The sequence below is a fragment of the Bacillus mesophilus genome (assembly GCF_011008845.1).
GTDB lineage: Bacteria > Bacillota > Bacilli > Bacillales > SA4 > Bacillus_BS > Bacillus_BS mesophilus.
Map to the genome: position 1 here is coordinate 302716 of NZ_JAAIWM010000005.1, position 12945 is coordinate 315660.

Sequence of the window (12945 nt, forward strand, 5' to 3'; positions counted from 1 at the left end):
GCTTTTATTCTTCTATGACTTTACAATTCTATTAAGCTCTTCCAAATCAAAATGATAAATTACTTCCTTTATGCGTCGATCTTTTGGTTTTTCCTCTTCAGTTACATGAACTTCTTTAATGACAGAATGAAAAAATAACTTCTTTTCATCATCAGAGAGTGTATGGTAAAAGTCTTCAAAGTTTTTAATTGAAAATTCAATGATATCCATAATCGAGTCATTTTGTTTCAGCTCTATTTGCATAGTAATGTCGGCATGAATTGTTTTTATTTTAATTATTTCATTTTGCTTCCTTACTAATTGGGTTCTTATCATTTCTCTATCTAAGTTAAGTAATGGATCACTTGAGTGTTCCATAATTTTTAACATCTCTCTTTCTAACTTTTCAATCTGTTTTTTTAGATTACTAGCTTCATTCTCCAATGGATTTAGCTCATAATTTAAAATTGACTTAATTACAGAATAAACAACTGATGCAGAAACTTTATTCTTAAGTCGATGTAAAAAGTCCTGGAGTACATATTCCTCTGCGTACTCCTTCTTTACAAGATTGGATTTACATACACTACTACCACTACACTTATTTTTATTGCATTGATAATACTTGTTTTGGGGGTTACTGTTTCCTTGCACCATAATCCCTTTGCATTGAGGACATCTAAGTAAGCCAGAAAGAGGGTACGACCCCGGATTTTTTTTCTGCGGTATAAAACTCCTTGCTTGCATAACAAATTTCACTTGATCCCACAGAGTTTGTTCAATAATTCGTGTATGTTGGCCTTTTGTATATTTACCCCGCCATTTAATATTTCCAATATAAATTTGATTCTGTAGGATTGTTTTAATCGCAGTAGTCGTCCATTCTTTTTTATGCTTGGTCTTAACACCTTGGATGTTCAGATTGCCTGCAATCTTTTTATATCCCCAATTTTCTGATACATACTTATCAAAAATATATTTAACAATCTTTGCTTCATCAGGAAGTATTGAAAGCTTCTTATTAATAACTTCATATCCATAAATCTTTCCGCCAAGAAAATCCCCATCTTCAGCTTTTTTTTCCATTCCAGAGTTAGTTCGAAAAGAAATAAATTCCCTCTCCAGTTCAGCAACTAATGACAATACATGAACAAGTATTTTAGCTGTAGGATCTTCAGTATTAATGCTGTCTGCTATGCAAATAATGTGTTTATCAATTGCATTTAGTTGTTTCATAAAATACAACGTATCTAAGGGATCACGAGAGAGCCTATCTTGCTTATAGACAATAATATAGTCTATATCCTCTTCTTCTTTTACTACTCTGTTATACATCTCAATAAAACCGTCGCGCCCTTTGAATGAACTACCTGATTTTAAGTCATCTACGTAAACATCAACCAGTTCTATATCATTCATTTCACAATATTTAATTATTTCATCTTCTTGTTTTTCCAATGACGTGTTACCAAAGTCCTTTTCTGATCTTGGACTTCTTCTTTTGTAACCAAAAGCTCTTTTTTTCTTCATTATATTGATTCCTCACTTCTACTTCTAAGATTAATTTCTAATTGGTGCGAATGTTGATTATTAATCCGAAAAGTAGTGTAAAAAATCCGCCCTTTTAATGAATTACCTGATTTTAAGTCGTTAACGTAAACAACAACCAGTTCTATACCATTCATTTCACAATACTTAATTATCTCATCCTCTTGTTTTTCCAAAGAAGTGTTTCCAAAGTCCTTTTCTGATTTTGGAATTCTTCTTCTGTAACCAACAGCTCTCTTTTTCTTCATTAATTGGATTCCTCACTTTTACTTCTAAGATTAATTTCTAGCTGGTGCGAATGTTTAATTATTAAATCCGAAAAGTAGTGTAAAAAATCAGAGGCTTTGATCTTTTCTATGTCGCCTTTTCCTACCAAAGTTGCTTTATAATACTGATTGTAATCAACTTGCATGTTTTTCTTCATTATTAACACCTCTATCAGTAATTTGTTATGTTCTTGGTTGTTGATATAGATTTCAAATCGTTTTAACAGTAATGAATGATCACGCTTTAGCAAAATAAAAAAGCACCACTAACAACCGTTGAAGAAAAGGAGTTCCTTCAACTGGTTTGATAGCAGTGCTTCTGCTTGTTCATATAATATTTTTTTCTAAAAACCTTATGCTAGGAAGTATGACAAGTTGCCTGTTTTCATTGTGATTCGTTTGTTAGTAGTCTCTAGATAGATCTTAATTCTGTATACTTCAGCTCCATCAAGAACAATTACCTTCGCATTATGCTTTTCGATTAGTGAACCAAAAGACATAATTTGATTTACATCACGACTAATTCTAATAAGAGAGTCAACCATAACAACTTTAACTAGTCCGACTTCTATTAATTGAATTAACCTTCGTAAACGCACGTTCATCAAATGGAGTAGCTCCCGATGATTGGGCATATTCTTTGATGCTTATTGACATTAAATTTTGCTCAGCATACACTTCACATTTTGATCTTTGTGAATCTAAGGATTCTTCGGATTTATTTGCTGAGCGAATATATGAGACACTTTTGATTTTACCATTCATTGTATTTTTATCCCCTTCAAAAATATTCTGTGTGTATATATTAGGATTATCTTTCTTTAGAACCTTTAACAAGACTATCAGCTGCAGCTTATCGGAATTTTAACTTTTAGAATAAAAGTTCATCTACTACACTACCTAATTTTATGTGAATCTAGCCTTAACAAAACTAAGAATTATTTCAAACCAACTCTAACGGTAATGTTATGGATTTTATAATCCTTCTATTAGATCAAGTCTCTTCATATACTTGTCTTCTTCATCTAGAACAGATTCGATAATCGTTTTAGGTATGTTTGTTCTATTATTGATAAAATCTATTAATTCATCCATATAAACAACATTAGTCTCTCCTAGTTCATCCGAAGAACTAGACTCATCCTCTACTAATCCTAATGCGGAATAGTAATCGAATTCACTATCAAATATCTGATTTATAATATCGATTGATATCCCTAGTTCCCTAGAGACATACTTAGTTAAGTACTCCATATCAATTACTTTCTCTTCCATAAAAAGAACCTCTCTTTAATTATAGTAAGTTTAAAAGGTGTTATCATTATTCGTATTTTTGTTAGAAAAATTATATAAAGCGGTAACGATATTACAAAAAAGATTTGTCCCTTTGATGCTCTTTCCTAATATAACGTTGCATCCACCTTTATCTATTCAACATACGAATAAACTTTTAAAGGTTAGCTTTAGCTTAGGCATCTTTTGTTGAACATTGACCAAACTTCTCTTTTTATTTTTTAGTTTCAGTAAGTGTTCCTGAATTCGACTATGAACATTGAAACGTTTTGATAAAACATTATACATTTACGTTCCTCCCTATTCCTTATGATAAATGGGTCTTTTTCTAATGGCGAACATAAGCGAAAATAAATTTTAAAATATTTTTCAATTACGTTTAAACTTTCGGTTTTATGACCATAAAGAAAATATATCAATCGATTTTTCAACCAGAAAAGTATACCTTTGTGGTTATTTCACCGATAATCCCACTCCAAAATCCATTGATATCAAGGGATTTTGGAGATAGGACATTTTTGTTTATTTTTTCACTTTTAGGTCTTTCGGTTTTTCAGGCAGTTGCTTCATTAATTCTTCGGTTATTTGGCCAGTAGATGTTTCAATCTCAACGAAGGGGTTCAGCCTATAATTAATAGAGAGCATGAAGTCATTATCTTTGCTATAAGTTAACTTAATCTTATCAATGAATGTTAAGCACAATGTTCTTAATTCGTTATTTAGTAATGAGGAGATATCAGCTTTTTTGAAATGAGAATATACCTCAAGCAAAGCCATGTCGTTGTTTAGTAATTCAATCTTTTCAATTGCTTGATTAATTTTAAGCTTTTCCTTCTTTATTAGTTCTTTAGAGCTTTTGAAGATAGTTTCAATATCTTCTTGTTCTTCTTGTTGACTTATCATTCGCTTATTAAAGAGAATTCGCTCTTCAGTTTGTTCTACTGATTTTTTCCAAGCTTTTAATGTTTTCATCCAACCTGTTAGGGCAGACTTACTTTCTTCTATCATTTGGTGCAGATTTGATGTCCATTTCTTTGACAAATCAGATTTAACTTCTTTATGAATGTCATCGACTTTAACATTAACTTTACAGTTTTCGCACCGATACACTTGATATTTCCCTTCTTTTCCTTTTGGTGAATTGTCCTTTGTCTTGAACGCTGTGTTACATTTGCCGCAATACAAAAGGTTTCTAAGGAAAAATGGTGTTTCTAGTTTACCGTATCTTTTCTTATAGCTTTTAACTTGTGTAACAACTGAAAACATTACAGGAGAAATTATTGGATCATGTACATCTTTAAATGGCTCCAGATCTTCACTTTTCATTTCACACAGGGATGATTTTGATTGCTTTACAGACCAACTAAGGTGACCTGCATACACAATATTCTTTAGGATGTAATCAACAGTACTGCTATGCCATTGGCTTATATGCTTTGTTTTAACTTTTTCATCATTTAAAATATCTTTAATTTTTTCATTTGAATAGCCCCAAGATGCCATGTCAAATATCCTAGTAACAATCGGGGAATCTTCATTCGGTATTAATAAACCTTCGACTAAATCATATCCAACAGGTGTTCTTGTACCTGGACGACTAGGTTTATCAGAATCATTATTTGCGAGAATACTAAGTTGTGCATCTTTGGCTCGTTTAGATTTAATACTCGATTCTTCATTTGCAAAAACCAATTTGGCTTGGACTAAAGGATCGTTTGGATCCCACTCACCACTGGCTGATTCTGAACTAAAGAATTTCACATGTGGATATTGCTCTTTAATAGGAAGATATATATCCCGCTGAAAGTCATGAATTCTGCGAGTTATACGAGATTCATCATAAAAAAATATTGCTTCAACATCTTTTGCATCATTTAGAAGTAACTGCATTTTTTTCCGTTTAGATGCTCTCTTTCTGAAGCCACTTACTGCTTCATCAAATCTCCATAAGATTATTTCATAACCTTCTTGTCTGGCCTTCTCAGAAATCATTCTTTTTTGAATCTCTTCTGAGTGATTCTCTTTTTGTCTATTGTCTGAAATGCGTAAGTAACCTACAGCTGGTCGAAGTGTTGTCACTTTAAACAACTCCTTTCTCTTTAATTAGAGAGTATAGATCTATTTCAAAATAATCTTGATGAACCTTAACATTCTTAATTAGGAGCTCTATTAAAACTTCCAGTTCAGATTTTGTTAGATTATCGAGAGAAGGTTGTACTATTTGGGATATTGTTTTTAGTTCATTTTTCAATGATTGTACCGAAGTGATTTCATGATTAATTTCATCTATCTCAGTATTTGTTCTTTGAATTTCCATCTTCAATTTCTCGTACATAGTGTGAAAATTACTGGCTAACAACAACATTGATTTGTTAAGTAGCTGTTCTTTATGTTGTTTCTGATAAGTCAGATTATCTATTACACCGCGGAGATGCATTTTGAAAATAGACTCATATTCTTTTAAAACAAATTGCTCTGTTTCTTTCAGAATTGTTTCTTCAATAATCCTATTAAATTCATCCAATTCGACTACTACCTTCTTATGTCGGAAGCTGCATACAAAATAAGAAGGTTTGTCCAGCACTTTTTTGAACACCATGTTCTTATTGCAAACTCCGCAAATAGGGTTAAGTATCATCTTATCTCTTGCCCGTATGACTGTCTCATTGTATTCTTTAATAAATTTATTAAGAATAGCTTGGACCTCTTCAAACATTTCCAGCGAAATAATTTCATCAACATGATGGAGTTCATCATAACCATAATCAGTGAGGCAATACCCTGCGTAAAATGGCCTTTGTAAGATTTTCATTACTTTTCTATGACCATTTAACTCTTTCCCATACTTCGTCAGAACACTTACAAACTCTTCCTTTGTTTGAACCTGGCTAAATTCCTTGAATAATGATCTGATAATAATACTTCGGTTATTATCTAAAGAGAAACGTACTTTTGTACTACCATTCTCTAATAATTCTTCAATGCGTTCGAAACCAATTATTTTTCCTGGATAACGCTTAGTCGCATCAGAAGTACGTCTTCCGATGTTTTTACCTTCCTGCTGACTAAATATCCCGTAGAAATTCTCAATACTGGAATTTTTGATAAACGGTATTTCATTTGTAGCAGTATAGATGACTTCAACTCCATAGAAATTGACAACTTCATTGAATTCTGAGGCTTCATAAAAATCTCGTTGTACTCTATCACGAGCGTAAATAATGACTAAAGCTACTCTACCTTCTTTTATTAACTTTAGTAGTTTTTTATAAGCCGGACGATTATTTGCATCGTTTTTTGTTGCAGAAACATTGAAATCTTCTAGAAAAAGTACTTCATCCTCATTTATGCCTCTCGCCTTTAATACTTTTTTTGCGGCATCACGTTGTTCACGTAAATTTTGTGAGCTGGAACTGACCCGCGTATAAACGACAACCAACTTTTTTTGCAAAATTAGTTACCTCCTTTGTATCTGAACCTTTGATCTGCTGAGTGAAGGAGCTTTGCCTTAACAGAGCAATCAATGTCTAATTCATTGATTAACAGTTTGGTAATTAGTTTTTGCACCCAAACAGCAGATTCTACTGGTAGGTCCTGTGAATAAGTAATTTTAGATATCCTTGATCTTGACAAGTAATCATCTCCTCCAAGTATGTGATATAAACATACTAGACAGGAGATGTAAGATTTATACTCCCTTTGCCTCCATGTTGTCTTTTGAGTCCTGTTCCATAAAGTCTAGTTTTAATTGAAAAGCTAGCTGTGACTGTGTATCCTTTTGGCTCACTCTTGGAACAACAATCTTCTTTGGGCTTGATCCTGGGAAGTCATATTTCTCAAAAGCCTTATTCACTTATATTCCTCCTTTTGAAATTCATAGAAAGATAGGCTACTATTTTGGGAACAAAAAAAGGACCGGATTTCTTGTGTAGTACTTAATCTCCATAGGAAATTAAGCTTCTGCACAAGATACCCGGTCCTTCCGATTATCTTTGTAATTTATTTTATAGTGTTATAACTTTTGCGAATATAGGTTCTAATTATCTTTCTTAACCTATTTTTATCATGAATAAATGATTTCGTCAACGGTCCAGACAGAATTTTTTTCTTTTAGGTAAAGATAGTCGAAGAATCTATCTCTTCTAATGACAAAGTGTTAGATAGAAAACAGTGAGCTAAACTGTTCACCCCCGACTTATTAAAGAAAAGCCCCCGTTCGTGATATAAGGTTAGCCAGATATTTCTGGTTGACCTTTTTTTATATGGTCTTATTATTACGGTAGTCGGGGTAGAACGTCGTGTTCCTGTTACAACCACATTAATGTAGCAATAAGGTAGGTTAAAATGAAAAAGAGTAATCTTCACTTTAATCAGAGGATTGCACTAGATTTTGGAAAAGTCATCGAGTATAATAGTTAATTAAGGGAACATACGTTTCTGTTTTTCCTTTGAATGTTTGTTCTTGCTTACATTTTAAAAGGTTGGTGGTCGCTCACTTAACAGAAACCATTGTTCTCTTTTTATTTGTGGGAATAGCTGGAGTTTCATAGCAAAGACAGGAGTTGCTAAAATGAATATTCATGATGAAGAGTTTAAGGAAAATCTAAAAAAGGTACTTTTAGAGGTCCAACAATTGCTCCATATTGCTGACGATCCATCTGAAATTAAAAAGCGTAAGGAACAAATAGAAGAATTAATTGGATCTATAAAGAAAGCATATTTGAATGAAGAAGATGAAGAAACGAAACGGAAAGATGAACTTCATGCAAAATACTTATCAGACACTATTACTAACGTGAATGGGACAAGCGAGAAATGGCGCAAAGACCCTGGAGGAAATATCCTGATATAGAAAATCAAGGAAGTTGCTGATCTTTTAGGCCTAAATGAAGATGATATAAGAGATGTTTACATGAAATCAGGTGTATCTGATGATGTCTAAAAACGATAAAATAATACCATTGTTTAAGCAGCGCATTCAAATAAAAAATACTGATGAGTTTGTTGAGGAGATCGAAGCAACGATTAGCTACTACAAGAATCGTCACGAACAGTCTGTCACAGATAAACTGGTTGGGTTCATCGATAGTTTAGATGATCGCGAGCGTATGAAAGTGCTGGTGGAGCTTCGCGAAAGATACTATGAGGGGTCTCCTTTTGGAGACGATGACATACTATAAGAGATATTTTTACTTGAAATTAGATGTAATGAAAAACTTGTCTAAAACTTTACTAAGGACTTCCGAAAATTAATAAGCAATAAGTATTACCACTTAGGTGGAAATACAGTATCGGAGGTCTTTAAAATGAAAAGACATATTGGAAGAAAAGTTTATACAGTTGGTAAAAGAAAATGGACGAGACAATGGAGAGTTATCGCTGCTATTGCAGATTGTCGTCATTACATTGTGAAGTATCCAGATGGTCGAAAAACCTGGATAAAAGATGAGGAAATCTTGTTCTTCTGGAATTGAAAAAAAGAGCTCTTGCTAAAAGAGCTCTTTTTTTCTGGTTGTTGTAGTACTGATCGAAAAAACGAACAAAAAGTAAAAACCCACCCTGATCTTTGCGCGGATTAAGCAGGATTTACTGCTTTTAGTATAACCCAAATTTGGGTTCTTTTTATGCATGAATTTTGGTAAATAATAAGGGAGATTTCGCTAGAAATGCTGATAAATCAACAATGTATAAAACCAATCGACCCAACCAATCGAGACCAGAACATAAACAAACGTTGATATAACAGTAATAAATGACCAAATTAAAGGTACCCATTATGGATGTTATGTTAAGTAGCAATGAATACAATAATATAGATACATAGTTATTCATAAATCAAAGGTTCATTAATACCATAAAATATTCGGTTCCACAACACAAAAAGGAGATAGTTATGAAAGTGCCAATCCCGGAACGTGAGGACAGCTTAGTGTACCAATACATATATGTAAACTACCTAATCAACACGCTGGAAAGCGATCTGGCCAATGTGAAAGAGGTAAATTTCAAACTAGTTGAAGTTTATGAATCCTTAATAGAATCCACATTAAAGAAGCTGCGCCAGGATTTTTAAAAATTGAAAGAGGAATTTAAGCGAATTAGTATGAAGGTAGATGTAGATCACGCCAAGTTGATAAACGAAGATTTCATAGAATATCACTTCTTTATTCGGGGGTATCATGGCACGAAGCGTATATTCGTCATCATTTTAGAAATGAAGCAAGTAGGATCCTAACTGAATACTTCCATAAATAAAAACTCGGCAATCGCGTGCACGTTGTTTAAAAATGACGGCTCCTCTCCACAAACGTGCACGCGAACATCACATTTTAACTATCACATTTAAGTGAAGTTTATTTTCGAGAATGCCACACGCCAAACCTTAAAATATATTTAAATGCAAAAAACAATCTTGGAAAATCCATATATATCAAGGTTTGTACGTTGTTTCATACATCAATACGTACCCCTTTGGCACAGTTACCTTACTTTTTTGCATTTGTTAGTGATAGTTAAATGAAACTGACACTCACCTACTTGTGATACTAAAGAATTAACCCCCTTCATTCTTTGTTCCTTGAATTATCTAGTGCTATTCTTACCTTACTCTCTCCTTTTTTAAGATACAAAGGACAAAACCCCAGGTGAATCATTAAACGGTTCCGATACTGTGGGGAAAACGTAAAAAAAACAGGTGAAATAGCATACCAAATCATAGTGATTTTAGCACCATAATTAGCAGTAGAAATAGCAAAAGAACGCTCGGAGTTTTTCATATCCAAGCGTTCTTTGTTTTTATTCCTTATTCAAGTAAAGCCCCCAATAGTTTAAGTGTATTTCTTCACAATCTTATTTAAATCAAACAAGAACCAACTATAGAACATAGTCATCATTACCTTTTATAACCTGTTCATACTTGCTTATGATGCTTAGAAAGTTCTTCCTTAACGTATGCTCTCCTCATTTCAACCCAGGATAACCTTCTAAATGTCAGAAATGATAGTACCATAATAAAAAGATATTCAATATAAGGGGGACCAGCATTCTTGTCTATTATTCGACTCATAAAACACCTCTCTTTCTTTCGGTAACCTTACCCTTTACTTCAACAACAAAGGCCACTGTTCCTGCTCGGATCAATGGCCGTTCATAACTTGCAATCGCACCCGTAAATTTAACAAGCAAATCGCCTTCAATTATTTACTTTTCAAAGCCTTTATAATTATGAAATGTGGATTTTTCATTAATCTTTCATACTTTTCTGGATCCTTTATTTTAAATTCTTTAGTAGGTTGTGGCTCGATCACTTTCTCAATTGAGAAATACTCAAGAGTTTCATTTAATATTAAATGAAGAGGTCGTCGAAAAAATGGGACTTCAATTAATTCCCCTTGTCTTTTCCATTTATCGACAATAAGTTCAGTAGAAAAGTAATTATCATTTACGGACAGTTTAATATCCATAAATGGATGGTGTACTGAAAAGAGCAATCTCCCTTCTGGTTTTAATATTCTCTGAAACTCGCTAAAAGTCTTTCTCCAATCCTTAACGTAATGAAGTACCAGAGAACTTACAATAAAATCAAAAGATTCATCTTCAAAAGGTAGTTTTTTCTCTAGGTCTAGACATAAGACTTCAGCATTTTTTCCAATACGCCTTTTAGTAGCTGCTACCATTTCAGGACTTATATCAGATGCGGTTACTTTAGCACCAAGGTTAACTAATTGAAGCGTATACCAACCTGCAGCACATCCTGCATCAAGAACCTTCAAGTTTTTTAAATCTGATGGAAATAGTTTAATCATCGCAGGTCTTTCATAATCAATGTTATAAACGTTCTTTGTATCCACATTATGTTCATAATCTTTAGCAAGCTGATTATAGGCTTCTTCTACTCTAGTATTCATATGACCCCCAAAATTTACTTTTTCACATAGTATTTAACATATGATATTTTACTAAATTCCGCGTTACTTGAATAAATAACTGTACATAAACCTACCTTGTAGGAGTTGCCTGATGGAAAACCATCTTCCAATTATCCTCTTTTAATTTCCATATAGAACTTCTTAATGAACTTATGTTATCAGTATGCCTTAAGGTCTTATACGTTGCTAATATTACATCTGGGGATAATTCTCTAATGTTGAAATCTGTAACTGTAAATTTGACCAAATTAACTTTTGAACCATTTTTTACTGAATCCAATTCTACTTGTTTATTATATATGTTCCCAGAGGTACCAAACTCTAAAAAATCATCTGCCAGGAGCTCATTAAATTCGCTATATTTATAAGTCATTAATCGTTTTCAAGTTCTAATATCATATCTCTTAGTAGAATAGTTTCCATATTACTCTCCCATTTTCTTCGCCTGATAACCTGATGATATTAAATCAGTGTGTTCTTCTCTTAACAGAGCAAATATGTAATTATCTCGCCACTCACCTCTTATTTTTATATTTTTGATAAGATGACCTTCTAAACGAAAGCCGCTCTTTTTTAGTAGTGCAATGGAAGCTTCATTCTCTTTGTCACACACAGCAAAGATTCTATGCATATTAAGTCTATGAAACCCTAATTCTTTTAAAGCATCAATAATCTCCTTACCGTAACCCTTACCCCAATAATTCGAATTAAGAAAGTATCCTATTTCTGCTGTTTCAGTATATTCACTTCTTATCATAAATAAGGCATTTCCTATAACAATGTTAACTTCTTTTAATACAACTGCTAGGATATACATTTCTCTATTAGCTTCTTTTTGAAAGTCAATTTGACCCTTCAAGCTCTTTAGGGTTTGTTCCCGACTACTCGGCCCCCAAGTCAAAAATCTCACTACTTTGTTGTCTGATTTCATCTTGTATATATCTTCAAAATCATCATCTTTCAATTCTCTTAGAACTAGATTTTTTGTCTCTATAGCTTCAGTAATAATCAAAAGTAACACTCCTTAAAATTCCGCAAAGTAATTTTCCCTTCTTAAATCAGGATTGATTTTTATAACCTTTTATTTAATAAAAACATTGTTCCTACTTCGAGATCAATGCAAAATTAGAAGGGTTTATTCAAGTATTCTTCTACTTTAGCTTAATAAGTTCAACTTAAATGAGCGATAATCCTCCTTGGATCATCGCCCCCTTAGTTGAAGGAAAACTACTTTTAAAAGAGCAATAATACAAGACTTCCATACAACTATCATTAAAGTAACCCTAAGTTGGGTATATTAACTTTAAGTAATAAAGGGAGTTGGTACACTAAATGAAAAAAGTCTTTATAGCACTTTTCGTATTATTTAATTTGGTTTTCCCACTTAAAACTGATGCCTCAAGCTCCAAACAGTCAATTACTGATTTTAATAGTTCAATGGAACTTAACAATAGATACTTCGGTTATTTTATAACTCACTTATACCATGAAGAAATAATGGCTGCTATACAAGACTATTACGAACCTAAAGGAATTCAAGCCAACGGTTACGGTAATATACCTAATACACAGACTGTTCTTATCAGTTTTGGAGACTACGATAAATTCTCTTACGCATTGAAAATAACGCTAGCCCCAATAGGTGAAAATGGGAAAATACTAGGTACGGATACACTCTATTTTGCGGCTGAACCGAGTCACTTTTGTTTAGATGACTTATCACAGAAAGAATATCCACGAGTAAAATTAATGCAGTATGAACACAATCCAGAGGTTAAATATTAACCTCTGGTTTTTTATTTTTATTCCACTAAACTTACCCGTTAGCCATCCATGAAGCGCAAAATCAGCGCTTCACCACAGAGAATGAAAATGGTCTAGAACCGTCAATACTGATTCTACGGCTGGGAGAGGAAGGTCGTTTAACTATG

19 protein-coding genes are annotated in these 12945 nt (G+C 33.0%); 6 read left to right on the forward strand and 13 right to left on the reverse strand.

What is annotated here, in order from left to right; translation table 11 throughout:
- Positions 1 to 12: 12 nt before the first annotated feature.
- From G4D63_RS15385 to G4D63_RS15425, 9 genes are all read right to left on the reverse strand, one after another.
- Positions 13 to 1509 (reverse strand): recombinase family protein, encoded by a 1497-nt coding sequence (locus tag G4D63_RS15385; protein ID WP_163180557.1) that lies wholly within the window; start codon positions 1507 to 1509, stop codon positions 13 to 15.
- Positions 1509 to 1775, reverse strand: coding sequence for a recombinase family protein (locus G4D63_RS15390; RefSeq protein ID WP_163180558.1), 267 nt, complete (start codon positions 1773 to 1775; stop codon positions 1509 to 1511). Before G4D63_RS15390 ends, G4D63_RS15385 begins: the two co-directional genes overlap by 1 nt.
- Positions 1775 to 2044 carry a hypothetical protein gene (locus tag G4D63_RS15395; protein WP_163180559.1) on the reverse strand — a complete coding sequence of 90 codons (270 nt, stop codon included), beginning with the start codon at positions 2042 to 2044 and terminating at the stop codon, positions 1775 to 1777. The genes G4D63_RS15390 and G4D63_RS15395 overlap by 1 nt, the downstream gene beginning before the upstream one ends.
- Before the next feature lie 102 nt (positions 2045 to 2146).
- Entirely contained in the window at positions 2147 to 2398 is a 252-nt protein-coding gene (locus tag G4D63_RS15400; protein ID WP_239585994.1) for a recombinase family protein, read from the reverse strand.
- Between the two features lie 370 nt (positions 2399 to 2768).
- Positions 2769 to 3068 carry an iron-containing alcohol dehydrogenase gene (locus tag G4D63_RS15405; protein WP_163180561.1) on the reverse strand — a complete coding sequence of 100 codons (300 nt, stop codon included), beginning with the start codon at positions 3066 to 3068 and terminating at the stop codon, positions 2769 to 2771.
- 540 nt (positions 3069 to 3608) lie between these two features.
- A complete protein-coding gene (locus tag G4D63_RS15410) occupies positions 3609 to 5165 on the reverse strand; it encodes a recombinase family protein (RefSeq protein ID WP_163180562.1) in 1557 nt (518 codons plus the stop codon).
- Position 5166: 1 nt separating this feature from the next.
- The gene (locus G4D63_RS15415) at positions 5167 to 6537 is read right to left on the reverse strand and encodes a recombinase family protein (protein ID WP_163180563.1); all 1371 of its coding nucleotides are present in this window, start codon (positions 6535 to 6537) and stop codon (positions 5167 to 5169) included.
- A gap of 2 nt (positions 6538 to 6539) precedes the next feature.
- Positions 6540 to 6719 (reverse strand): hypothetical protein, encoded by a 180-nt coding sequence (locus G4D63_RS15420; RefSeq protein WP_163180564.1) that lies wholly within the window; start codon positions 6717 to 6719, stop codon positions 6540 to 6542.
- A 55-nt stretch (positions 6720 to 6774) separates the two neighbouring features.
- Positions 6775 to 6939 carry a hypothetical protein gene (locus tag G4D63_RS15425; RefSeq protein ID WP_163180565.1) on the reverse strand — a complete coding sequence of 55 codons (165 nt, stop codon included), beginning with the start codon at positions 6937 to 6939 and terminating at the stop codon, positions 6775 to 6777.
- A 717-nt stretch (positions 6940 to 7656) separates the two neighbouring features.
- On the opposite strand from G4D63_RS15425, the gene G4D63_RS15430 reads away from it, so the two are divergent.
- From G4D63_RS15430 to G4D63_RS15450, 5 genes are all read left to right on the forward strand, one after another.
- Complete coding sequence (locus tag G4D63_RS15430) at positions 7657 to 7938, forward strand: hypothetical protein (RefSeq protein WP_163180566.1); 282 nt, start codon at positions 7657 to 7659, stop codon at positions 7936 to 7938.
- 82 nt (positions 7939 to 8020) lie between these two features.
- A complete protein-coding gene (locus tag G4D63_RS15435) occupies positions 8021 to 8266 on the forward strand; it encodes a hypothetical protein (protein WP_163180567.1) in 246 nt (81 codons plus the stop codon).
- Between the two features lie 126 nt (positions 8267 to 8392).
- Complete coding sequence (locus tag G4D63_RS15440) at positions 8393 to 8560, forward strand: hypothetical protein (protein ID WP_163180568.1); 168 nt, start codon at positions 8393 to 8395, stop codon at positions 8558 to 8560.
- A gap of 419 nt (positions 8561 to 8979) precedes the next feature.
- Complete coding sequence (locus tag G4D63_RS15445; RefSeq protein WP_163180569.1) at positions 8980 to 9159, forward strand: YhjD family protein; 180 nt, start codon at positions 8980 to 8982, stop codon at positions 9157 to 9159.
- 3 nt (positions 9160 to 9162) lie between these two features.
- Positions 9163 to 9321 carry a hypothetical protein gene (locus G4D63_RS15450; protein ID WP_163180570.1) on the forward strand — a complete coding sequence of 53 codons (159 nt, stop codon included), beginning with the start codon at positions 9163 to 9165 and terminating at the stop codon, positions 9319 to 9321.
- 827 nt (positions 9322 to 10148) lie between these two features.
- On the opposite strand, the gene G4D63_RS22145 is transcribed toward G4D63_RS15450, so the two are convergent.
- The 4 genes from G4D63_RS22145 to G4D63_RS15465 form a co-directional block, all read right to left on the reverse strand.
- A complete protein-coding gene (locus tag G4D63_RS22145; RefSeq protein ID WP_275580310.1) occupies positions 10149 to 10271 on the reverse strand; it encodes a hypothetical protein in 123 nt (40 codons plus the stop codon).
- Between the two features lie 11 nt (positions 10272 to 10282).
- Positions 10283 to 10993 carry a class I SAM-dependent methyltransferase gene (locus tag G4D63_RS15455; RefSeq protein WP_163180571.1) on the reverse strand — a complete coding sequence of 237 codons (711 nt, stop codon included), beginning with the start codon at positions 10991 to 10993 and terminating at the stop codon, positions 10283 to 10285.
- Positions 10994 to 11084: 91 nt separating this feature from the next.
- Positions 11085 to 11387 (reverse strand): nuclear transport factor 2 family protein, encoded by a 303-nt coding sequence (locus G4D63_RS22490; RefSeq protein ID WP_163180572.1) that lies wholly within the window; start codon positions 11385 to 11387, stop codon positions 11085 to 11087.
- Positions 11388 to 11438: 51 nt separating this feature from the next.
- Positions 11439 to 12026: a GNAT family N-acetyltransferase gene (locus G4D63_RS15465; RefSeq protein WP_163180573.1), complete on the reverse strand. Its 588-nt coding sequence runs from the start codon at positions 12024 to 12026 to the stop codon at positions 11439 to 11441.
- 320 nt (positions 12027 to 12346) lie between these two features.
- Between G4D63_RS15465 and G4D63_RS15470 the strand changes: the two genes are divergently transcribed.
- Positions 12347 to 12799, forward strand: coding sequence for a hypothetical protein (locus tag G4D63_RS15470; protein ID WP_163180574.1), 453 nt, complete (start codon positions 12347 to 12349; stop codon positions 12797 to 12799).
- The last annotated feature ends 146 nt before the right edge of the window (positions 12800 to 12945 follow it).

What these genes read in the sequence shown, in the direction of transcription:
- G4D63_RS15445 (WP_163180569.1), top strand. Translation starts at nt 8,980, where the DNA reads ATGAAAGTGCCAATCCCGGAACGTGAGGACAGCTTAGTGTACCAATAC.
- G4D63_RS15470 (WP_163180574.1), top strand. Translation starts at nt 12,347, where the DNA reads ATGAAAAAAGTCTTTATAGCACTTTTCGTATTATTTAATTTGGTTTTC.
- G4D63_RS15390 (WP_163180558.1), bottom strand. Translation starts at nt 1,775, where the DNA reads ATGAAGAAAAAGAGAGCTGTTGGTTACAGAAGAAGAATTCCAAAATCA.
- G4D63_RS15405 (WP_163180561.1), bottom strand. Translation starts at nt 3,068, where the DNA reads ATGGAAGAGAAAGTAATTGATATGGAGTACTTAACTAAGTATGTCTCT.
- G4D63_RS15430 (WP_163180566.1), top strand. Translation starts at nt 7,657, where the DNA reads ATGAATATTCATGATGAAGAGTTTAAGGAAAATCTAAAAAAGGTACTT.
- G4D63_RS15455 (WP_163180571.1), bottom strand. Translation starts at nt 10,993, where the DNA reads ATGAATACTAGAGTAGAAGAAGCCTATAATCAGCTTGCTAAAGATTAT.
- G4D63_RS15440 (WP_163180568.1), top strand. Translation starts at nt 8,393, where the DNA reads ATGAAAAGACATATTGGAAGAAAAGTTTATACAGTTGGTAAAAGAAAA.
- G4D63_RS22490 (WP_163180572.1), bottom strand. Translation starts at nt 11,387, where the DNA reads ATGACTTATAAATATAGCGAATTTAATGAGCTCCTGGCAGATGATTTT.
- G4D63_RS15435 (WP_163180567.1), top strand. Translation starts at nt 8,021, where the DNA reads ATGTCTAAAAACGATAAAATAATACCATTGTTTAAGCAGCGCATTCAA.
- G4D63_RS15385 (WP_163180557.1), bottom strand. Translation starts at nt 1,509, where the DNA reads ATGAAGAAAAAAAGAGCTTTTGGTTACAAAAGAAGAAGTCCAAGATCA.
- G4D63_RS15400 (WP_239585994.1), bottom strand. Translation starts at nt 2,398, where the DNA reads ATGAACGTGCGTTTACGAAGGTTAATTCAATTAATAGAAGTCGGACTA.